Below are 21677 nucleotides of genomic sequence, written 5' to 3' on the forward strand. Positions count from 1 at the left end.
AACGTAGCTACTTATAGGGATCACGCAATGGGACGGTTCGCTCGTAACGTCAGTATCCACACAGCGGTCTTAGCGGCATTGGTGAGCTTCATCGTTTTGATCCTGGCGCTGATTGCGCTCAACATCATGACGGATCGGTCCACCGAAAATAACGTCAATACGCTTAACCGTATCAGTCGCGATCAGCTCAATGAGCTTAACCGTGGCGATTCTTTGCTCAATCAGGCGCTGGTAGAAATGGAGCGTGCTGCCAGCTATATCATGGTGGGCCGCAGCAATTTGGCCGAAGAATCGATTACGTTAGCAGCGGATCGCATCGAACGAGCCGAGGAGCGTTTTGAACACTTCATCGCGACTCCGCGCACCCCCCAAGGCGAAGTGCTGGCTATCCCGATGATTGAAGACTACCAGCAGATCATGCCACTCATCAGACAGCAGCTGGAGAGTCTTGAGGACCGGGATACGGTGGCGTTCGATCAGCTACGTAGTGACATGAAAAGTGCACTTTTGGAGATGGCGGAGAGTGTTACAGCGTTCACACGCTATGGATTTAGCCGGGTGGATGGCATTCAGGAAGATCTTCAATCGCAACGCTCTTTTTTCAATATGCTTTACGTGGGGGCCTTGGTCGTTACGATTCTAGTTGCATTGGCTGTATATCTGGGGCTGCGCCGGATCGTTACGGCGCCGCTCAACGATGCGGTGCGCCGGCTCAACAAGATCGCCGAAGCGGATCTTACCGAGCCACTGCCGCCCTCGAGCAACAACGAAATCGGTCGTCTGTTCGCGGCCATGGGCATCATGCAGCAAAACCTGACCGGACTGGTCGAACGCGTACGCGGCGGCAGTAGCGAGATCCACCACGGCACCCGGGAAATTAGCCAGGGTAACACCGAGCTCTCCTCGCGCACCGAGCAGCAGGCGGCCTCCATCGAGGAGACCGCGGCGAGCATGGAAGAGATGACCGCCACCGTGAAGCAGAACGCGGACAACGCGCGCCAGGCCAGCACCCTGGCCGGTGAAGCGTCCACTACGGCGGAGCAGGGTGGTCAGGTCGTCGAGCAGGTGGTTCAAACCATGCACGGCATTTCGCAAAGCTCGCAAAAGGTGGCGGACATCACCAGCGTGATCGACTCGATCGCCTTTCAAACCAACATTCTGGCGCTAAACGCGTCGGTCGAAGCGGCGCGGGCCGGTGAGCAGGGCCGCGGCTTCGCCGTGGTCGCCGGTGAAGTGCGCAATCTGGCGAGCCGCAGTGCCGACGCCGCCAAGGAGATCAAGACGCTGATCGACAGCTCCGTCAAACAGATCAGCGAAGGCTCGACCCTGGTCGAGCAGGCAGGCTCCACCATGACCGACGTCGTCAGCGCGGTGCGCCGGGTAGCGGACATCATGGACGAAATCTCCGCCGCCTCTCAGGAGCAGAGCGACGGTATCGAGCAGGTCAGCCAGGCGGTTGGTCAGATGGATGAGGTAACGCAGCAAAACGCAGCGCTGGTTCAGCAAGCCGCCGCCGCAGCAGCCTCGCTCGAAGAGCAGGCCAGCCGCCTCGAAGAGGCGGTCGCGGTATTCAAAGTGATGGACGGCGGGCGCGGCTACGCATCGGCTTCCACCGCCAGTGCGCGCCCCAAGCCGGCCGCAGCACCTCAGCCCGTCCAGCAAATTGCTCAACGACCCGAGACCGCGCGAGCGCGTGTAAGCCAAGTCGAAGAGTGGGAATCCTTTTAATTTAACGCCCCCGACGCTGGTCGGGGGCCAATGCCCCCTATAGAGAGAGAACGAGCAATGGCCGATAAGAACATGAGCTTTCTGGTCGTGGACGATTTTCCGACCATGCGTCGCATCGTGCGGAGTTTGTTGAAAGAGCTGGGCTTTACCAATGTCGATGAAGCTGAGGACGGTCAGGACGCCCTCAACAAGCTGCGCGCGGGTAGCTTTGAGTTCGTCGTCTCTGACTGGAATATGCCGAATCTGGACGGACTCGAGATGCTCAAGGAAATTCGCCAGGATGCGGCGCTCAAGGAATTGCCGGTATTGATGGTGACCGCCGAAGCGAAAAAGGAAAATATCATCGCTGCTGCTCAAGCCGGTGCCAACGGCTATGTCGTCAAGCCGTTCACCGCTGCGACCCTCGAGGAAAAACTTAACAAAATCTTTGAAAAGATGGGCAAATAAAGTGACCGGGCTTCGCGCTTGGCTCACGAGGAGAGCACCATGAGTCAGAATGAGCAGGCAGGCGACAAAGCGCTGCCCGAAGACGCCGATGATTTGATTCTCCGGATTGGTAAGCTGACCCGCATGCTGCGAGACAACATGCGCGAGCTCGGTTTGGACAAGGAGATCGAGAGAGCGGCGGTGGCCATTCCCGACGCCCGTGACCGGCTGCACTACGTTGCCACCATGACCGAGCAGGCCGCCGACCGCGCACTCAACGCCATCGACCGCGCGCAGCCCTTGCAGGACGAGCTCTCGGAACGGGCGGAGGCGCTCGACAAACGCTGGGCCGCCTGGTTCGAAGAGCCCAAAGAGCTCGATGAGGCGAAGGAACTGGTCAAACAGACCCGCGGCTACTTGAGTGAGGTGCCCGCGATGACCGCGGCTACCAACAAGGAGCTTCTGGATATCATGATGGCCCAGGATTTCCAGGATCTGACCGGTCAGGTCATCAAGAAGATGATGGATGTGATCCGCGAAATCGAGCACCAGCTTGTCCAGGTACTGATCGATAGCGTTCCCGGCGCAGAGGCGCGCGAAAGCATGCAGCGCAAGGCCCAGGATCAGTGGGAAAGCGAGAGCGTACGGCGCAAGGAAGATCTGCTAAACGGTCCGCAGATCAAGGATAACGCGCCGGATATCGTGACAGACCAGGATCAGGTGGACGACTTATTGGACGAATTAGGCTTTTAATACCTTGTTATTGAGACATTGTTAAACGTCTCATCTGGCACACTAGGCACCTTACTCAGCCGTCCTTCGGGGCGGCTGACTTTTGGTGCGCCGTCCAGGATGAGCCGGATGACTCATGGCAGACAACGATAGCGATCAGGAAAAAACCGAAGAGGCCACGCCCAGGCGAAAGGAAAAAGCCCGTGAAGAGGGGCAGGTTCCCCGCTCGCGCGAGCTCACGACTTTTCTACTGCTGATGGCCGGTGTCATCGGGCTTTGGGGCATGGGGCAGATGCTCTACGACCAGCTCGGCATGGTAATGGAGCGGGCGTTTTTGTTCGACCGCCATCAGGCCTTCGACCCAATGCCTATGCTGACCAACGCGCTCGATCTCGGCGAGCGCACGCTGATCGCGATGATCCCACTGTTCGTGCTTCTCGGCGCCGTGGCGCTGGTGGCGCCGGCGCTGCTGGGCGGCTGGCTGGTCTCGGCCAAGTCGATGCAGCCCAAGTTCTCCAAGCTCAACCCGATTTCGGGCGTCAAACGCATCTTCTCGAGCCAGGCGCTGATCGAGCTTGCCAAGGCAATCGCCAAATCGACTCTGGTCGGCGGCATCGCCAGCGCCTTTATCTATTTCAACATCGACCGACTTTTGGGTTTAGCCGATCAGCCGGTGCAGCAAGCCCTGGCGAGTGCTCTGAACCTGGCAGCGTTGGCGGCGGCGCTGGCGATTGCATCGCTAGTGGTGGTGATTCTGATCGACGTGCCTTTTCAGCTTTGGAGCAATGCCAAGAAGCTGCGCATGAGCCAGGAAGAGGTCAAGCGCGAGCACAAGGAGTCCGAGGGCGACCCGCACGTCAAAGGGCGCATTCGCCAGCAGCAGCAGGCCATGGCGCGCGGGCGCATGATGAGCAAGGTGCCCGAGGCCGACGTTATCATCACTAACCCCACGCACTACGCCGTTGCGCTCTCCTATCAGGAAGGGCAAATGGGCGCGCCGCGTGTGGTGGCCAAGGGCGCCGACGCAGTAGCCGCGCGTATTCGCGATATTGCCCAAGAGGCTAACGTGCCACGGCTGGAGGCAGCGCCGCTGGCACGGGCGCTCTATCACCACGTCGACCTCGACGCCGAAGTGCCGGCGGAACTTTACACCGCCGTGGCCGAGGTCATGGCCTGGGCGTACCGCTTGAAGAGCGTAGCGCAAGACGGTGGCGAAACGCCGCCGACCCCCGATAACTTACCGGTTCCCGACGAGATGACCTATCCCGCCCGCGGTCCCGGTGCTTTTGAGGCACGTTCATGAAGGCTTTTAGCCAGTTGATCAGTCGACGCAATCCCTTTGGCGATGTGCCGATCAAGCTGTTGGCCGGCCCGCTGCTGATCCTCATGATCCTTGGCATGATGATCGTGCCGCTGCCGCCTTTCGCGCTGGATCTGCTGTTCACCTTCAACATTGCGCTGGCCATCATGGTGCTGTTGGTGAGCATGTTTGCCGAAAAGCCGCTCGACTTCGCCGCGTTTCCAGCGGTGCTTTTGTTCACCACGCTGCTTCGGCTATCGCTGAATGTCGCCTCGACCCGCGTGGTGTTGATGGAGGGCCATCAGGGCGGCGCCTCGGCAGGCAAGGTGATCGAAGCCTTCGGCACGTTTTTGGTCGGCGGCAACTTCGCCGTGGGCCTGGTAGTATTTCTGATTCTGGTCATCATCAACTTCATGGTCATCACCAAGGGTGCTGGGCGCATCGCCGAGGTTGGCGCGCGCTTCACCCTGGACGCCATGCCCGGCAAACAGATGGCGATCGATGCCGACCTGAACGCGGGCTTGATCGGCGAGGAGGACGCCAAGAAGCGTCGCGCTGAAGTCGCCCAGGAAGCCGACTTCTACGGTTCCATGGATGGTGCCAGTAAATTCGTGCGCGGCGACGCCATGGCGGGGCTGGTCATCATGGTAGTCAACATCATCGGCGGGCTGGTCATCGGCATGATGCAGCACGGCATGGGCTTCGCCGACGCCGGGCGTACCTATACGCTTTTGACCATCGGCGACGGTTTGGTCGCACAGATTCCAGCACTGGTGATCTCCACTGCCGCCGGTGTGACGGTCTCGCGGGTCAACACCGAGCAGGACGTGGGCCAGCAGATGCTCAGTCAGCTCTTCGTCAATCCACAGGTGATGATTCTCGCCGCCGCGGTGATGGGACTTCTGGGCATGGTACCGGGTATGCCCAACCTGGTGTTCTTGATCTTCACCGCGCTGCTCGGTGGGCTCGCCTGGTATCTCAAGCGTCATCAGGAGAAGGTACTGGTGCGCGAAGATATGGTTGATGTGCCGGTGTCGGTGCAGGAAACCCCGGAGGCGAGCTGGGAGGACGTGCAGTTGGTCGATACTCTGGGTCTCGAGGTTGGTCACCGCTTGATTCCGCTGGTCGACTCGCGCCAGAAGGGCGAGCTTTTGGCGCGCATCAAGAGCGTGCGCAAGAAGTTTGCCCAGGAGGTCGGTTTTCTGCCGCCGGTGGTGCACATTCGCGACAACCTCGAGCTTTCGTCGAATGCCTATGTGCTGTCGCTCAAGGGCGCCGAGATCGGCCGCGCCGAGGCGCAGCCGGGCAAGTGGCTGGCGATCAACCCAGGCCAAGTCTCTGGCGAGCTCGCCGGCACCCCTACCGAGGATCCGGCCTTTGGCCTGCCGGCGGTGTGGATCGATGCCAGCCAGCGCGAACACGCCCAGGTATTCGGCTATACGGTGGTCGACGCCAGCACCGTGATCGCCACGCACTTGAACCATCTTTTACACCGCCACTCGCCGGAAATGCTCGGCCGTCAGGAGGTGCAGAAGCTGCTCGACAAGCTCGGCGACGAGCAGAAATCCCTGGTCGAGGAGGTCGTGCCGAAGGCGATCTCGCTCACCGCGCTCCAGCGCATTTTGCAGAACCTGCTCGAAGAGGACGTCTCGATTCGCGATATGCGCACGATTCTGGATACCTTGGCCGACGTCGCCGGTCAGCAGAAGGACGTGGGCGAGCTGACCGCTCAGGTGCGCATTAGCCTGGGCCGCTCGATTACCCAGCAGTGGTTCGCAGGACAGGAGGCGCTTCACGTGATCGGCCTGGACGCCCAGCTCGAGCAGGTCTTAATACAGGCCATGAACGGCAACGGCGCCATGGAACCGGGGCTTGCCGATACGCTGATGAACCAGACCCAGCAGGCGCTGGAGCGCCAGGAAGCCAGCGGCGAGCCGCCGGTGCTGGTGGTTCAGCACTCGCTGCGTCCGATCGTTGCGCGCTTTTTGCGCCGTCGGTTACGCCACCTGGTGGTCATGTCCCAAGCCGAAATTCCCGACGACCGCACGCTGAGAATCACCACGCTGGTAGGCGGGGCGCGATGAGACGAGACGGGCGCGCTTTGACTAACGAAGGGGGAGACCCATGAGCGTAAGACGCTTTATCGGTGCCAACAGCCGCGATGTCATGCGCCAGGTACGCGCGGCGCTGGGCGACGAGGCGCTGATCGTCGCCAACCGGCGCACGGATACCGGCGTGGAAATTCTGGCCATGGCCGAGGACGCCGCGCTGGATCACGCCGTACCGACGATGCCTCAACCGGCCGTCGAGCCATATAAGGAAAACCCCGCCGACGTCGACCGCCCCTACGCGCGCGTTGCCGCGGCGCTCGAGGCGTCGCCTCCCGCCGCGCCGGCAAGCGCGAGCCAGCCTTTCGAAGCGGTCAGCGAGCGTCTTTTGCAGGAAATGCAGGACATGCGCGCGCTGCTCGCCCGCACCCACGTGGCGAGCGCGCCGGCGCCGTCGACCGCGCAAACGCTCAACACCCTGCTCGCCCGGGTAGGCTTTGGCAACGAGCTTTGCGAAGAAGTCAGCGCGGCGCTGCCCGACTCCCTCAGCGCGCTGTCGCCCCAGGACGAACGAGTCCTCGAGTGGCTGCATCGCCAGCTCATCGCGCGGCTCAAGGTGCAAAAAAGCGAAGAGGCGTTTTTCGACCAGACCGGCATCGTGGCGCTGGTCGGCCCGACCGGCGTGGGTAAGACCACCACCACCGCCAAGCTCGCCGCGCGCTTCGTCATGCGCCACGGCACGCGGCCGGTGGCGTTGGTCACCACCGACAGCTTTCGTATCGGCGCCCACGAGCAGCTGCGTATCTACGCCCGCCTGCTCGACACGCCCATGTACGCCCTCGACCACGAACAGCCGATCGACGACCTGCTCGGGCGCCTTGGCGGCAAGCAGTGGGTGATTATCGACACCGTCGGCATGAGCCAGCGCGACCAGCGCGTCATCACCCAGATCGACCAGCTTCAGGGCGGCGGCTCGAAGGTGCGCCTGGTGCTGGTGCTTAACGCCGCCAGCCAGCCGGAAACCCTGGAAGAGGTGGTGCTGCGCTACCGCCAGGCGGCACGAGCGGCGGGCGCGGAGCTCGACGACTGCATCATTACCAAACAGGACGAGGCGGGCCGGCTGGCGCCGCTTCTGGATATCGTCATGCGCTTTGGCCTGCGCGTGCTGTTCTGCTCCAACGGCCAGCGCGTGCCGGAGGACATGCAGCTCGCCGAGCCAACGGCGCTGGTGGACCAGGCGCTGACCCACGCCATGACCGACGCGCATACAAGCGAGCCCGCCCGCCCGGCCTGGTCGAGCGAGGCGCTGGCGCCGCGCTGGTCGCGGGAGGTGCTGGGCCAAGGGCGGCGCCTGAGCTTGCTGATGGCGAGCCTTCGCGAGCGCGTGGCCGGCTTTTCGCTACTGGAGGCGAGCTGGGATATCGCCGCGCTGCCCGGCGTACTCCACGACCAGCGTCTGGCGGCGCTTGCCGACCGCAGCCAAGAGCAGCGCGCGCTGGGGGTGGTGTGGTCGCCGCGGCGTGCCGAGCGCGGCATGGAGTGGTCGATGCCTGATCTGAATCTCGATGCTGACGGCCGCCTCTGCGCGCTGACGCTTTTGCAGCACCGCCAGAGCGCCGGATGGCCGGCGCGCATCGACGCTCAGCGCCAGGCAGCGGTGCATCTGCTGCCCACTTTGGTTGAGGGCGACACGCTGGACGCGCTGGAAGCCGAGCGCTTGACCTGGGTCAGCCGGGTCAGCGCCAGTCAGCGGGTATACTGGCAAGGCGAGCGCTACGCCATGACCGCACTGTTCGACGAGGCGACCCTGGGCCACCACGTGCCCGTACGCTTTCGCGGCCAGTCGCTCGCGCTCTACAGCGCCCACGCCGAGGTCACCGACGCCGCGGGCCGGACGCTGCTCGCCTGGAGCGGCGAGTTGCGCGACCCGGAAACCTCCCGGCGGGTCGCCAAACGCTACTGGCTCACGCCGGCGCGGCTGGGTAGCGAGGCGCTGTCACTTTTGATCACCCAGCTGCAAGGTGAAGGCACGATAGCGCTGACCAAGCGCGTTTGGCGCGCGCTCAAGGAGTCGGACGGCGGCGAGGTCAGCGCCGAGTTACGGCTCTTGATGGCCAGCGGCGTGGCGTGCGTAGCCGCTCACCTGGACAGCGCCGACGACGAAGAGGCCCGAGTGTTGCAGCAGGATTTGCTTCGCCTTCTGGGTAGCCCGCGTAAGCGCCGCGATAGCGCGCTGGCGGACGCGCTGATGCACCTTCTGATGACTCGCGACGCAATCCGCCAGTTTGGTAGCGTCAGCCGCGAGGCCTTTGCATGAGCGGCCAGGACCAGGCCGCGGGGCTGCGCCAGTGGGCGAATTTGCGCACCGGCCAGTCGGTAGGCTCGCAAGACGACAACGCGCAGCAAGTGCATACGTTGGAAGCGCACGCGGATGACGCGCACGCTGTTGATGCGCCCGTCGCGGACGCACACGTCGCAAACGCGCATGTCGCCAACGCGCACGTCGCCAACGCGCATGCCGCCAAAATCCCACTCGTCGTCGTCGGGCTTGGATCGAAGCAGCGCGAGCCGGTGATCGCGCGCCTCGACGAGTGGGCGCGGCTCGGCCGGCGCTGGGCAGCGACGTCAGAGAGCTGGGAGGTCGTGCCGGTGGACGCCGATGCGCCGCTCCAGGCGCTCTGCGCGCGCTACTCACGCTGGGCGCTGTGGGTGCGAAGCGACGCCGAGGCGTTCGCCGCCATGTACCGCACGCTGCGGCTGGTCAGCGAGCACCAGGGGCCCAAGCGACTGTTGGCGCTGCACGAGCCAAACCTGCCCCGCGCCGGGCTGCTCGAGAACCTGCACGCCGCGGCGGCGACGTATTTGGGAATCGAACTGCTGCTTTTAGCCAGGTAGGCCATACTGATTGAGCCACTATAGTTAGGTTATGCTAATGAGAAACGTCATTCTCGCAGCACTGAGTGGGGTGGTCGCCGGCGGGATTTCGCTGTCGGCTCTGGCAGGGGGAGGCAGTTGGAGCATCGACGCGACCGGGCTGATGGTCGCCATGAGCGACCGGGCAAGCGTTAGCCAGGCGCTCGCGCCGCCGCCCAGCGCCGAGATTCGTCAGGGGCGCATTGAGCGCGTCAACTGGCGCTTTGAAGCGCCGCCCGGGGCCGATATTCTCGCCTGGCTTTGCCACCCGGAGCGCTGCGTCGCCCTCGACGGCCAGCGCGGCAGCTCCACCGGCCTTGCCGGGCTCGGCGCCGGCGCGCCGCTCGCGTTTCGTTTCGCCTTGGGGCGCGGTCAGCCGCCGGTGAGGGTGAAAGGGCTTCAAGTGATTGTGAACTATCAGTGACCAGCGATTAGCCAGGGGCACGCCGATGTATACAGCAAAGGGAAGAATCCAACACAGCGAGATGGTCAACCAGCACATGCCGCTGGTGCGTCGCCAGGCGCTGGCGTTGCAAGTTCGTTTGCCGGCCAGCATCGAGCTCGACGATCTGATCCAGGCCGGCATGGTGGGGCTACTGGAGGCGCTCGGGCGTTTTGATGCCGCCCAGGGGGCGAGCTTCGCCACCTTCGCCAGCCAACGAATTCGCGGCGCAATGGTCGACGAGCTGCGTACCCGGGACTGGCTACCGCGCAGTGTGCGCCGCTCCGCCCGGGCCATGGACGAGTCCGTGCGCCGGCTGGAGCAAAGCCTTGGCCGCGCTCCGGAAGAGAGCGAGATCGCCCGCGATCTGGATATCCCGCTCGACGAGTACCAGCAGCTTCTCGCGGATACCAACAGCGGCCACCTGCTGCCCTTCGAGGAGCTTCTGGAGGAGGGCGGCGAGCCGGTTCAGGAGTCGCTGAACGCGCCTTTCGAGGAACTTCTGGACGGCCAACAGCGCGAAACCCTGATCGCCGCGATCGAAGCGCTGCCGGAGCGCGAAAAGCTGTTGATGGCGCTCTACTACCAGGAAGAGCTCAACCTCAAGGAGGTAGGGGCCGTGCTGGGCGTCACCGAGTCGCGGGTATCGCAGCTGCACAGCCAAGCCATTAGCCGATTGCGGGCGCGCCTGCACGAGCCAGACTGAGACACTTTCACCCTTACAACCAACCGGCGAGGAGCCGTCGATGAACCCCTCTACCCTGATCGGAATAGGCGCCAGCATCCTCTTGCTGGTGAGCGTGCTGTTCTTTACCGCGGAGTCCCCGGAAAGCTTCATCAACCTGCCCGGGCTTGCCATCGTCATCACCGGCACGCTGGCGGCGACGTTCATCAGCTATCCGCTCAAGGAAGTGGTGCGCGTGGTGCGTCTGGTGGGGCTGGTATTTCGCCGTGAGAATACCTTCGTTCGCGACGACATCGACGAGCTGGTCTCGATGGCCAGGCTCTGGTTCAAGGGCGACGTGCGCGCGGTCGAGCGCGAGCTCGAGCACACCCGCAACCCGTTTCTGCGTACCGGCATCCAGCTCGTCATCGCCAACACCAAGGAAGACGAGATCTTCGACATGCTGCGCTGGCGCATCGCCAGGCTCAAGGCACGCGAGCACGCCGAGGCGCAGATCTTTCGCACCATGGCGACCTACGCCCCGGCGTTTGGCATGATCGGAACGCTCGTCGGGCTGGTCAACATGCTCGAAGTGATGGACGCGGGGGATCTCGAGGTGATTGGGCCACGCATGGCGGTGGCGCTCTTGACCACCTTCTACGGCATCCTGCTGGCCAATCTGGTGTTCAAGCCGGTGGCGGTGAAGCTCGAGCGGCGCACCGAGGAGCGTTTGATCACCATGAACATGGTACTCGAAGGCATTTCGCTGATCACCAAGCGCCGGCTGCCGTCGTTCATCGAAGAGACGCTGAACTCGTTCGTGGCCAACTATCACGACGAGATCAACGACCCGCACGTGAAGCCGCGCCCGGGCAGCGGCGTCGCGGCGAAAGGGTAGCGTCATGCTGAACCGCGACGCCCGCCACGCGTTGGAATCGCCCTTCACCGGTGGCGACGGTGAGGAGGGGTGGCTGACCAGCTACCTCGACGTGCTAACACTTCTGATCACGTTGTTCGTGCTGCTGCTGGCGCTGACACCGGCGGGCAGCGGCGGCGAGGCGACGGACGAAGGCCACGGGCTCACACCGCTCTCCTCCGGCATCCTGCCGCGCGACAGCGGTCTGTCGCCGGCAATGGCGGCGCTCGACATCCAGGGCGTGAGCGTGAGCCAGGGGCGCGAAGGCGTGACCCTGCGCATCGATGACAGCCTGCTGTTCGACAGCGGCGCCGCCGAGTTGACCGCCCAGGGTGAAGCCGTACTCGAGCGATTGAGCGAGGTGATCGATACCTTCGATGGCGAGGTGTCGGTGGAAGGGCACACCGATAACGTGCCGATATCGACCGCAGCGTTCGCCTCCAACTGGGAGCTTTCGACCGGGCGGGCGATCGCGGTGGTGCGCCATCTCGAGCAGGAGGGCGTGGCACGACAGCGGCTACGCGCCGTGGGTTACGCCGACACGCGCCCGCTCACCGGCAACGACACGCTCGAGGGTCGCGCCGCCAACCGCCGCGTCGAGTTCGTGCTGCGAACGCCCGCCCCGGAATCGGTGGCGCTGACGCTTTAAGCCCCGGCGCAGCGCCGCTGCATTTCCTGAATGGCTTGCCCGGCGCCGTCGAGATCAAACGTCATGGTCCAGGGCGCGGCGTTGCCCTGCTCGAAGCCGATGAAGAGCTGCTCGCCTTCGCTCATGCGCGCCAGCAGCGCGTCGAGCTCGCCAAGATAGAAGTGGCTGTAGAAGCCGTCGTCCCCCTGTTCGACGATGAACTCCGCCATGGTTTCCATGATCGGCGTCTGGTCGACGCGCAGCCGCGCCGGGACCAGGTTCACCGCGAGGCTCTCGGGCTGCGCCTCATCCAAAGTCACGCGCAGTTCGAGCCAGGGCAGATGGCACACACCTTCGGTGGCGTTCACGCTCAAAATGGCGTCCGAATAGCTTTCGGCCTCCAGCGCGCGAAAGTGGCGCTGGCCGGCATCGGTGGTGGTCACAGCGTGCCAGCCGCCGAAGGCCGTTTCGTCGCTGACCGGGTAGCGCGCCGCCTGGGCGGCAGTGGCAAGCGTTAAGAGCCCGGCGGCGCTGAGCGCGGCCGCGGAAAAAGGGAGACGCGTCATGGGACGGTGCGCCGAGTAGTGATGTCGAGAAAAGATACGCATTACTCCGTCTGGCCGAGCAGCGGCCGCACGTTGTCGCTTAAGTAGCAGTCGTCGAACTCGCCTTCGGCGGCAAGTGCCGCCAGGTCCGGAATATTAATGTGATGGCGGTCGCGATAAATGAGCCCCGCCTCGCTAAGCGCGGTGAAGGTGCGGCTGACGTGCACCGGGCTCAGTCCCAGCACGTCGGCAAGCTGCTCTTGCGAGAGCGGCAGGCGAAACTGGCCGGTCAAATCCGGGTTGGTCTGGCTCAGGCGCACGTACATCTCGTGGATGAAGTGAGCCATTTTCTGGCGGGCGGTGCGCCTGGCCAGGTTCACCAGCCGCTCGGTCAGAAGCGACTGCTGGCGGCTGCTGATGGCGAACATGACCGAGGTCAGCGGCAGCGACGCGCTGAACAAATCGATCATGCGCTTGTGCGGGAAGCGGCATACGACGCTATCGGTGATGAAGCGCACGTTTTCCAGCCGTTGGGAGAAGGCAAATTCGCGCAGGCCGATGATGTCGCCGGGAAGGTAGACCTCCATGATGTGACGGTCGCCGTTTTCCAAATGGCGGTAGGAGTAGGCCCAGCCGCTTCGCAGCGTACAAAACTCCTGGGCGGGATCCTTCATCTCCCATAGAAGCGACCCCGCTTTTTGATCGAGCGGGCTCTCTTCGAGCGAATCAAGCAGCTGCTCTTCGTCTTTCGACAACGAGTAATAATGGTTGAAGTGGCGAACAATACAGCTCTTTTCCTGACTCATGCTCGGTGTCTCCTTCTCTAGAATCGCGTGCGCGAGCCGGCGCTCGCCATATCGCCGCCGGCTCAAAAGTGACGATACGGCGGTTGGTCCTTCATTGCCTTATCGTTTTTTTTATTTTTTCACTTCTTTTTTTGCAACAGCGGCGCCAAAAATTGCCCAGTGTGGGAGCCTTTTTTCTTCACCAACTGCTCCGGGGTGCCCTCGGCGATGATCCGACCGCCGCCGGAGCCGCCTTCCGGGCCCAGGTCGACGATCCAGTCCGCGGTCTTGATCACGTCGAGGTTGTGCTCGATCACCACGATCGTGTTGCCGTGATCGCGCAGGCGGTGGAGCACCGTCAGAAGCTGGCGGATGTCCTCGAAGTGCAGGCCCGTGGTCGGCTCGTCCAGAATGTAGAGCGTCTGGCCGGTGTCGCGCTTGGCCAGCTCCCGGGCGAGCTTGACCCGCTGCGCCTCGCCGCCGGAGAGCGTGGTCGCGCTCTGGCCCAGGCGAATGTAGGAGAGCCCGACGTCCAAAAGCGTTTGAAGGCGCCGCGCGATGGCCGGCACCGGGCTGAAGAACTCAAGGCCCTCTTCGACGGTCATTTCCAGCACGTCGTGGATGTTCTTGCCCTTGTAGTGGATGTCCAGGGTTTCGCGGTTGTAGCGCTTGCCCTTGCAGACGTCGCAGGGTACGTAGATGTCCGGCAGAAAGTGCATCTCTACCTTGATCATGCCCTCGCCCTGGCACGCTTCGCAGCGCCCGCCCTTGACGTTGAAGCTGAATCGGCCGGGCTTATAGCCGCGCGAGCGCGCCTCCTGGGTGCCGGCGAACAGCTCGCGAATCGGGGTGAAAATGCCGGTGTAGGTCGCCGGGTTCGAGCGCGGCGTGCGCCCGATCGGGCTCTGGTCGATGTCGATGACCTTGTCGAGCTGATCGAGGCCTTCGATGGCGCTGTAAGGCGCCGGGGTCATGGTGGTGGCCCGGTTGAGATCGCGCGCGGCGATCGGCATCAAAGTGCCGTTGATCAGCGTCGACTTGCCCGAGCCGGATACGCCGGTGATGGCGATGAACAGCCCCAGCGGCAGTTTGAGCGTGACGTTTTGCAGGTTATTGCCCGTCGCTCCGCGCACCACCAGTTCCTTCTCCGGGTTGCCGGGGATGCGATACGGCGGCACGGCGATTTCGCGAGTGCCGCACAGGTACTGCCCGGTCAGAGAGTCCGGGTTGTCCATGATGTCCTGTGGGGTGCCTTGGGCGACGATTTCGCCGCCGTGAACACCGGCGCCGGGGCCGATATCGAGCACGTGGTCGGCGGCGCGGATCGCATCCTCGTCGTGCTCGACGACGATCACGGTATTGCCCAGGTCGCGCAGCCGCTCCAGCGTCTTCAAAAGCCGGTCGTTGTCGCGCTGGTGCAGGCCGATCGAGGGCTCGTCGAGAATGTACATCACCCCGACCAGCCCGGCACCGATCTGGCTCGCCAAACGGATACGCTGGGCCTCGCCGCCGGAGAGCGTATCGGCGCTGCGCTCCAGATTGAGGTAGTCGAGCCCGACATTGACTAGAAACTCCAGGCGCGAGTGGATTTCGTTGACGATCTTGTCGGCGATCTCGCCCTTGCGCCCGGGCAGCGCCAGCTTGGCAAAGTAGTCCCAGGCCTCGCCGATTGGCGTGCGCACGATATCGGCGATATTGCGATCGTCGACGAACACGTGGCGCGACTCCTTACGCAGGCGCGTGCCGTTACACGAGGTGCAGGGCTTCATGGCGATGTACTTGGCCAAGTCGTCGCGCACCATGTTCGATTCGGTTTCGCGGTAGCGGCGCTGCATATTGGGCAACACGCCCTCAAACGCGTGCTCGCGGGTCACCTTGCGGCCGCGGTCGCTGACGTAGCTAAACGGTACCGGTTCGCTTCCGCTGCCGTTGAGAATGACGTCGCGCTGATGTTTGGAGAGTTCATTCCAGGGCGTTTCGAGGGCGAAATCGAAGTGGCTAGCCAGCGCCTGAAGCTGGGTGAAATAGTAGATATTGCGCCGGTCCCAGCCCTTGATCACGCCTTCGGCCAAGGAGAGCTCGTCGTGGCTGATCAGCTTCTCCGGGTCGAAGTACTGCTGAATGCCGAGACCGTCGCAGGTGGGGCAGGCGCCGGCGGGGTTGTTGAAGGAGAACATGCGTGGCTCGAGCTCGGAGAGCGAGTAGCCGCACACCGGGCAGGCGAAGCGCGAGGAGAACGCCAGGTCTTCCCGGTCGCCGTCCATGAAGTGGATCATCGCCGTGCCGTCGGCCAGGTTCAGCGCGGTCTCGAAGGACTCGGCCAGGCGCTGGGCGATATCGTCGCGCACCTTGAAGCGGTCCACGACCACGCTGATATCGTGTTTTTTGCGCTTGTCGAGCGGTGCGATGTCGTCGAGCTCGAGAATCTGGCCGTCGATCTGCACGCGTACGAAGCCCTGGGCGCGAAGCTCGGCCAGAAGCTGCAGATGCTCGCCCTTGCGGCCCTTCACCACCGGCGCGAGCAGCATCAGTTTGGTGCCTTCCTCCAGGTTCATCACCTGGTCGACCATCTGCGAGATGGTCTGCGCTTCCAGGTCTTCGCCGTGCTCCGGGCAGCGCGGCGTGCCAGCGCGGGCGAACAGCAGGCGCAGATAGTCGTAGATCTCGGTGATCGTGCCGACGGTGGAGCGCGGGTTGTGAGAGGTCGACTTCTGCTCGATGGAAATGGCCGGAGAGAGCCCCTCGATGTGGTCGACATCGGGCTTTTCCATCATGGAAAGAAACTGGCGCGCGTAGGTGGAGAGCGACTCCACGTAGCGGCGCTGCCCTTCGGCGTACAGCGTATCGAATGCAAGCGAGGATTTTCCCGAGCCGGAAAGGCCGGTAATCACGATCAGCTTGTCGCGCGGCAGCTCCACATCGATCTGCTTGAGGTTGTGAGTGCGTGCACCTCTGACCAGAATGCTGTCCATCAACACCTCGAATCGCGTGGCAAAAGCGTAATTATACGTTTGCCTGGCCCATTACAGCAAAGCGGGCGAGGCGGTTTGTCGCAAGGCGAGCGTTTCCAGCGCCGGCGCGAAGCGCTAGAATGGAGGGCTTTTCAAAACCGGCATTTCGCCGCCGGTCGTCTCGAAGGCGCGCGCTTTCAAGGCGCCTCGCCGGGCACGCCTCGTTCACCTGGTACTACTTCAAAGGGCACTATGCGCAACCTCTCCACACTGCTGCTGGCTTCCGAGCGCCGCGCAATCAGTGGGCTGGCCGGGCTCTATGCGTCCCGTATGCTCGGGCTTTTCATGGTGCTGCCGGTGCTGGCGCTCTACGCCGACACGCTGTCCGGCGCCACGCCGTTTCTGGTCGGCGTGGCGCTGGGGGTCTACGGGCTCACCCAGGCCACGCTGCAAATCCCCTTCGGCCTGCTGTCGGACCGCTTCGGGCGCAAGCGTATCATCGCCCTCGGGCTTTTGATTTTCGCACTCGGCAGTATGGTGGCGGCCAGTGCCGACTCCATTGGTGGCATCATTGCCGGCCGGGCGCTGCAGGGTGCCGGCGCCGTGGCGGCGGCAATCATGGCGCTGTTGGCGGATCAAACCCGCGAGCAGGTGCGCACCGCCGCCATGGCCACGATCGGGCTGTCGATCGGGGTGTCGTTTGCCATCGCCATGGTGCTCGGCCCTTGGCTTGCAAGCCAGGCCGGGCTTGCCGGGGTGTTCTGGGTCACGGCGGCGCTGACGCTGCTCGGGCTATTCGTGCTATGGCGCTGGGTGCCGCCGGCGCCGCGCCGGCTGCGCCACAAGGACGTGGGCATGGACCGCGCCCAGTTCAAGAGCGTGGCGACCCGGTGGGATCTGTGGCGCTTGAACGCGTCGATCTTCTCGCTGCACCTGATCCTGATGGCAATTTTCGTCGCGGTCCCGTTTCGCCTCGTCGAGGCGGGCGTGGCCATCGAGTACCACGGGCTGGCTTACCTGTCGATCATGGCGCTGTCGTTCGTGGCCATGGTGCCGCTGATGATCCTGGCCGAGAAGCGCCAGCAGATCAAAGCGGTGTGCCTGGTGGCGATCGGCGCGATCGGACTGAGCCTAGTGGCACTTGCGCTACCGGTCTCCCACGGTCACGCGCTGTTCGCCGGGCTTTTCGTCTATTTCACTGGCTTCAATTTGCTCGAGGCAACGCTGCCGTCGATGTTAAGCAAGCTCGCCCCGGCCGGCGCCAAGGGCACCGCCATGGGCGTGTACTCCACCAGCCAGTTTCTCGGCGCCTTTTTGGGCGGCACCCTAGGCGGGGCGCTCTCCAGCGCCTTTGGTCTGGACGCGGTGTTCGTTGGCTGCGCGGTGCTGGCGCTTGGCTGGTGGCTGTTCATGTGGCGCCTGCCCTCGCCGCCGCCGCTTTCAAGCGAAGTGGTGGCGCTGGGCGACACCCATCCGGACACGCTGGAGCTTTTGATGCAGCGCCTCGCCGATGTGGTCGGCGTAGAGGACGTGATGGTGGTACCGGAGGAGCGATTGATGTATCTCAAGGTCAACCGCAAGGCGCTCGATCGCGGGGCGCTGGACAAGCTGATTCCCACGGACAAACCCTGATCGGCACGCACAAACAGTGACATCGTCGCGGCGGGATTGGTGATACCCTTAACGCCTGCGAGTACAACGCGCGATCGCCGATGGGCGGTCGACGGATACGAGAATCGACTTACCAGTACGGACTTGTCAGTACGAACTTATCAGTACGAACTTATTAGATAGGAGCGAGCCATGGCGCGCGGGATTAACAAAGTCATTTTGATCGGTAACCTGGGTCAGGACCCGGAAGTACGTTTCACGCCGTCGGGCACGGCGGTGGCGAACCTGAATCTGGCGACCTCGGACACCTGGACCGACCGTCAAAGCGGCCAGCGCCAGGAGCGCACCGAATGGCACCGCATCGTGCTGTTCAACAAGACCGCCGAGATCGCTCAGCAGTACCTGAAAAAAGGCTCCAAGGTCTACGTCGAAGGGCGCCTGCAAACCCGCAAGTGGCAGGACCAGAACGGCCAGGACCGCTACAGCACCGAGATCGTGGCCAACGACATGCAGATGCTCGATAGCCGCGGCGGCGATTTCCAAGGCGGCGGTGCGCCGCAGCAGAACTATCAAAATAGCGCCCCGCAGGGTGGCCAGAACTATCCCGGCAATCAGCCCAACAACCAGCCCAGCCATCAGAGCGCGCCGCCCCAGGGCAACCAGTATGGCGGCGGTCAGCAGAGTGCTCCCCAGCAGGGTGGGCAGGGCGCCCCGAATCGCGGCGGCCAAAGCGCGCCGAACGATCAAAACGGCCGTTTCGGCGCGCCGGACCCGGGTAACTTCGACGATTTCGACGACGAAATCCCGTTCTGAACCCCGGCGATCGGATGATCCGCGTTTGGCGCAGTGAGAGAGGAGAGCGTCTGCCTTGAAGCTTTTGATACTGGATGCCGGGCACTGCTTGAGCTTGGCGCTGGCCCGTGAGGCCAGCCGCCGGGCGGATACCGAGCTGGTCATCGAGCAGGGCATGGGCGTCGACGCCCAGGAGCTTGGGGCGATTGCGCCCCATGCGGTGATCATTCCGCCGCTGGCCGAGCCTCACACCATGCCACCGGCCGATGTGAAGGCCTACGCCGATGCGGTCGATGCGTGTATGGAGGCGTGCAAGGCGCACGGCGTGGCGCTGGTCTGGTGCGTCTCGGATCAGCTCTACGACGAGGGCTTCGAGATTCCGATCGACGAGCACGTGGTGCCCGCGCCACGCGACGAAAGTCTGCGTCGGCTGGTCGCCACCGGCAATCGGATTCGCGCCGAGTACCACCGCCACTTGATCGTGCGGCTGGGGCCGCTGTTCGCGCTCGACGGCAGCCACGCTTGGCTTGGCGACATCATCGATAGCCTGGTGGCGGGCCAAAGCGTGCGCGCCGCCGAAGACGTGATTTGCTGCCCGACCTCGGCGGACTCCGTCGCCATGGCGCTAATCGGCATGCTCGCTCAGCAGGGCTGCGGCGCCGAGGCCTGGGGGGCGTACCACCTGGCGGGAATCGAGCCGGTCAGCGCGTTCACCTTTACCTCGATGGTGCGCACGCAACTCGTCACGCACCTGGAAGGGCGCGGCGAGGCGGTGGCGTTGGGCGAGGTCACGGCGCTGAATCATCACCACGACGCCAAGCTCAGAAGGGTGTTGAACTGCCGTCGGGTGCTGGACGTGTTCGGCGTTCATCAAAAGCCCTGGCGGCTGGAAGTCGGTCGAATGCTGGACGCCTGGTGTCTAACCCGAGACCAGAGCCGCCCGGAGCAGGGCGCTGAACAAGGCCCCGAACAAGGAGAGTCGGCTTGACCAACGTGTTGCGCAGCCTGGTCTTTTATCTGGGCTACTTTACGGTGATGCTCGCCTGCGGCGTGCTGTTTTTACCGCTCACGCCGTTTCTACCGCTGGCCTGGCGCTACCGGCTGCTCAATCTGTACAACTACTTCGTCATCTTCTGGTTCCAGTTTGTGTGCGATGTGCGCTACGACATCCAGGGGCGCCAAAATATTCCCGACGGGCCCTGCGTCATTCAGGCCAACCACCAGAGCGAATGGGAAACCGTGTTTCTGCAGGTGATGAAGCCGCCGGTCTGCACCGTGCTCAAGCAGGAGCTTTTGCGCATTCCGGTGTTTGGCTGGGCGCTGCGCCTGTTACGCCCGATCGGGCTCGACCGCTCCAAACCCGCGCGGGCGATGAAGCAGGTGCTGACCCAGGGCGTGGCGCGGCTGCAAGGCGGGCTGTCGGTATTGATCTTCCCCGAGGGCACCCGAGTCGACCCGGGACGGCGCAAGCGCTATAACAAAAGCGGCACGGTGGTGGCGTGTCGGGCCGGCGTGCCGGTGCTGCCGGTGGCGCACAACGCCGGCGAGCGCTGGCCCGGGCGGCACTGGGTCAAACAGCCCGGCGAGCTGCGGGTACGCATCGGCGAGCCGATCGAAACCGCTGGCCGCACCCCGGACGAGGTGCTCGTCGAGGTGGAGCGCTGGATCGAGTCCACCCTCGAGGAAATTTCTGACGTGCCCCGCGGCGAACCCGTGGCCATGAGCGTCGCGCCTCGGGCTCGGTAATACACTCGAGCCGAGCTTTTGCGCGGCCCTGGGGCGCTTTAAGTGAGCGGCGGCTGAGGCTGGCGCTGCCGGGTAACCCGTAGCGAGGATCTTTCGCCAGGGAGGGCGAAAGTAGCGTACAGGGAGGTATTCACAGCGCCCTCGCGTAGGGTTGCCCGGCATCCCACAGAACAGACCAACAAAAACGGCGCCCGAAGGCGCCGTTTTTTCATTACTGCGTATCACTAGTCGGCGTAGCGCTGGAACACCAAGCAGGCGTTGGTGCCGCCAAAGCCGAAGCTGTTGGAGAGCGCCCGCTCGATGGCGACGTTATCGCGCCGCTCGGTGACGATGTCGAAGCCGTCGGCCTGCTCGTCGAGCTTGGTGACGTTGGCCGAGGCGGCGACGAAGCCGTGCTGCATCATCAAAAGCGAATAGATCGCTTCCTGCACGCCGGTCGCGCCCAGGGAATGACCGGTCAGCGACTTGGTCGAGCTCATCGCCGGCGTCGAGTCGCCGAAAACTTCGCGAATCGCTTTCAGCTCGGCCACATCGCCGACCGGCGTCGAGGTGCCGTGGGTATTGATGTAGTCGATGTCACCATCCACCGTGGCCATCGCCTGGCGCATGCAGCGCGTGGCGCCTTCGCCGGAGGGCGCGACCATGTCGACGCCATCGGACGTGGCGCCGTAGCCCACGACTTCCCCGTAGATCTTCGCACCGCGCGCCTTGGCGTGCTCAAGCTCCTCGAGCACCACCATGCCGCCGCCGCCGGCGATGACGAAACCGTCGCGGGTCTGGTCATAAGGCCGCGAGGCGGTTTCCGGGGTGTCGTTGTAGTGGGTCGAGAGCGCTCCCATGGCGTCGAACAGGCACGAGAGCGTCCAGTGCTCCTCTTCACCACCGCCGGCGAACACGACATCCTGCTTGCCCAACTGGATCTGCTCCATGGCGCTGCCGATGCAGTGCGCCGAGGTCGCGCAGGCCGAGGAGATCGAGTAGTTCACGCCCTTGATTTGAAAGGGCGTGGCCAGGCACGCGGAGACGGTGCTGCCCATGGTGCGGGTGACGCGGTACGGCCCGACGCGGCGCAGCCCCTTGTCGCGCAGTACATCGGCGGCTTCGACCTGGTTAGCGCTGGAGGCGCCGCCGGAGCCGGCGATCAGCCCGGTACGCTCGTTGGAGACCTGCTCCGGCGTGAGCCCCGCGTCCTCGATGGCCTGCGCCATCGACACGTAGGCGTAGGCCGCGGCATCGCCCATGAAGCGTAGAAGCTTACGGTCGATCAGCGCTTCGAGATCGATATGTACGCTTCCGGCCACGTGGCTACGAAAACCGCGCTCGGCATACTCCTCTTTAAAGCGAATGCCGCTGCGCCCGTTTTTTAGCGCGTCCAGAACCTGGTGCTGGTCATTGCCCAAACAAGATACGATGCCCAGGCCGGTGACTACCACTCGTCGCATGGGAGCCT

The 21677-nt window shown here is 63.7% G+C and carries 19 protein-coding genes; 15 read left to right on the forward strand and 4 right to left on the reverse strand.

The annotated features are described in order from the left end of the window. Positions 1-27 precede the first annotated feature (27 nt). From ACGLWX_RS12430 to ACGLWX_RS12480, 11 genes are all read left to right on the forward strand, one after another. A complete protein-coding gene (locus tag ACGLWX_RS12430; protein ID WP_396240110.1) occupies positions 28-1728 on the forward strand; it encodes a methyl-accepting chemotaxis protein in 1701 nt (566 codons plus the stop codon). A gap of 57 nt (positions 1729-1785) precedes the next feature. Next, complete coding sequence (gene cheY / locus ACGLWX_RS12435) at positions 1786-2175, forward strand: chemotaxis response regulator CheY (RefSeq protein WP_252105813.1); 390 nt, start codon at positions 1786-1788, stop codon at positions 2173-2175. Between the two features lie 39 nt (positions 2176-2214). Further along, positions 2215-2907 (forward strand): protein phosphatase CheZ, encoded by a 693-nt coding sequence (gene cheZ, locus ACGLWX_RS12440; protein WP_252105814.1) that lies wholly within the window; start codon positions 2215-2217, stop codon positions 2905-2907. Positions 2908-3022: 115 nt separating this feature from the next. After that, positions 3023-4189 carry a flagellar biosynthesis protein FlhB gene (flhB, locus tag ACGLWX_RS12445; protein WP_396240111.1) on the forward strand — a complete coding sequence of 389 codons (1167 nt, stop codon included), beginning with the start codon at positions 3023-3025 and terminating at the stop codon, positions 4187-4189. Next, positions 4186-6270: a flagellar biosynthesis protein FlhA gene (gene flhA / locus ACGLWX_RS12450; RefSeq protein WP_252105816.1), complete on the forward strand. Its 2085-nt coding sequence runs from the start codon at positions 4186-4188 to the stop codon at positions 6268-6270. The genes flhB and flhA overlap by 4 nt, the downstream gene beginning before the upstream one ends. Before the next feature lie 40 nt (positions 6271-6310). After that, on the forward strand, positions 6311-8551 hold the full coding sequence (flhF, locus tag ACGLWX_RS12455) for a flagellar biosynthesis protein FlhF (RefSeq protein WP_396240113.1): 2241 nt from the start codon (positions 6311-6313) through the stop codon (positions 8549-8551). Continuing rightward, on the forward strand, positions 8548-9129 hold the full coding sequence (locus tag ACGLWX_RS12460; RefSeq protein WP_396240115.1) for a hypothetical protein: 582 nt from the start codon (positions 8548-8550) through the stop codon (positions 9127-9129). Before flhF ends, ACGLWX_RS12460 begins: the two co-directional genes overlap by 4 nt. 37 nt (positions 9130-9166) lie before the next feature. Next, complete coding sequence (locus ACGLWX_RS12465; RefSeq protein WP_396240117.1) at positions 9167-9571, forward strand: flagellar protein FlhE; 405 nt, start codon at positions 9167-9169, stop codon at positions 9569-9571. Between the two features lie 25 nt (positions 9572-9596). Next, positions 9597-10295 carry an RNA polymerase sigma factor FliA gene (locus ACGLWX_RS12470; RefSeq protein WP_396240119.1) on the forward strand — a complete coding sequence of 233 codons (699 nt, stop codon included), beginning with the start codon at positions 9597-9599 and terminating at the stop codon, positions 10293-10295. Between the two features lie 40 nt (positions 10296-10335). Beyond that, positions 10336-11151, forward strand: coding sequence for a motility protein A (locus ACGLWX_RS12475; protein ID WP_396240120.1), 816 nt, complete (start codon positions 10336-10338; stop codon positions 11149-11151). A 4-nt stretch (positions 11152-11155) separates the two neighbouring features. Beyond that, on the forward strand, positions 11156-11818 hold the full coding sequence (locus tag ACGLWX_RS12480) for a flagellar motor protein MotB (RefSeq protein WP_396240122.1): 663 nt from the start codon (positions 11156-11158) through the stop codon (positions 11816-11818). On the opposite strand, the gene ACGLWX_RS12485 is transcribed toward ACGLWX_RS12480, so the two are convergent. The 3 genes from ACGLWX_RS12485 to uvrA all read right to left on the reverse strand — a co-directional run bounded on the left by ACGLWX_RS12485 (position 11815) and on the right by uvrA (position 16099). Next, complete coding sequence (locus ACGLWX_RS12485; protein ID WP_396240124.1) at positions 11815-12363, reverse strand: hypothetical protein; 549 nt, start codon at positions 12361-12363, stop codon at positions 11815-11817. The two genes, ACGLWX_RS12480 and ACGLWX_RS12485, sit on opposite strands and share 4 nt — an antisense overlap. Positions 12364-12404: 41 nt before the next feature. After that, positions 12405-13148: a Crp/Fnr family transcriptional regulator gene (locus ACGLWX_RS12490; RefSeq protein WP_396240126.1), complete on the reverse strand. Its 744-nt coding sequence runs from the start codon at positions 13146-13148 to the stop codon at positions 12405-12407. A 119-nt stretch (positions 13149-13267) separates the two neighbouring features. Beyond that, on the reverse strand, positions 13268-16099 hold the full coding sequence (gene uvrA, locus ACGLWX_RS12495; RefSeq protein ID WP_396240128.1) for an excinuclease ABC subunit UvrA: 2832 nt from the start codon (positions 16097-16099) through the stop codon (positions 13268-13270). A gap of 231 nt (positions 16100-16330) precedes the next feature. On the opposite strand from uvrA, the gene ACGLWX_RS12500 reads away from it, so the two are divergent. The 4 genes from ACGLWX_RS12500 to ACGLWX_RS12515 all read left to right on the forward strand — a co-directional run bounded on the left by ACGLWX_RS12500 (position 16331) and on the right by ACGLWX_RS12515 (position 20227). Then, positions 16331-17710, forward strand: a complete 1380-nt coding sequence (locus tag ACGLWX_RS12500; RefSeq protein ID WP_396240633.1) for an MFS transporter — start codon at positions 16331-16333, stop codon at positions 17708-17710. Between the two features lie 171 nt (positions 17711-17881). Then, the gene (locus tag ACGLWX_RS12505; RefSeq protein WP_396240130.1) at positions 17882-18502 is read left to right on the forward strand and encodes a single-stranded DNA-binding protein; all 621 of its coding nucleotides are present in this window, start codon (positions 17882-17884) and stop codon (positions 18500-18502) included. A 55-nt stretch (positions 18503-18557) separates the two neighbouring features. Beyond that, complete coding sequence (locus ACGLWX_RS12510) at positions 18558-19469, forward strand: sugar nucleotide-binding protein (protein WP_396240132.1); 912 nt, start codon at positions 18558-18560, stop codon at positions 19467-19469. Next, on the forward strand, positions 19466-20227 hold the full coding sequence (locus ACGLWX_RS12515; protein ID WP_396240133.1) for a lysophospholipid acyltransferase family protein: 762 nt from the start codon (positions 19466-19468) through the stop codon (positions 20225-20227). The genes ACGLWX_RS12510 and ACGLWX_RS12515 overlap by 4 nt, the downstream gene beginning before the upstream one ends. 224 nt (positions 20228-20451) lie before the next feature. Here the strand turns inward: ACGLWX_RS12515 and fabB are convergent, their stop codons facing one another. Further along, positions 20452-21669 carry a beta-ketoacyl-ACP synthase I gene (gene fabB, locus ACGLWX_RS12520; RefSeq protein WP_396240135.1) on the reverse strand — a complete coding sequence of 406 codons (1218 nt, stop codon included), beginning with the start codon at positions 21667-21669 and terminating at the stop codon, positions 20452-20454. Between the last annotated feature and the right edge of the window lie 8 nt (positions 21670-21677).

Source organism: Halomonas sp. HMF6819, from assembly GCF_044335525.1.
GTDB lineage: Bacteria > Pseudomonadota > Gammaproteobacteria > Pseudomonadales > Halomonadaceae > Vreelandella.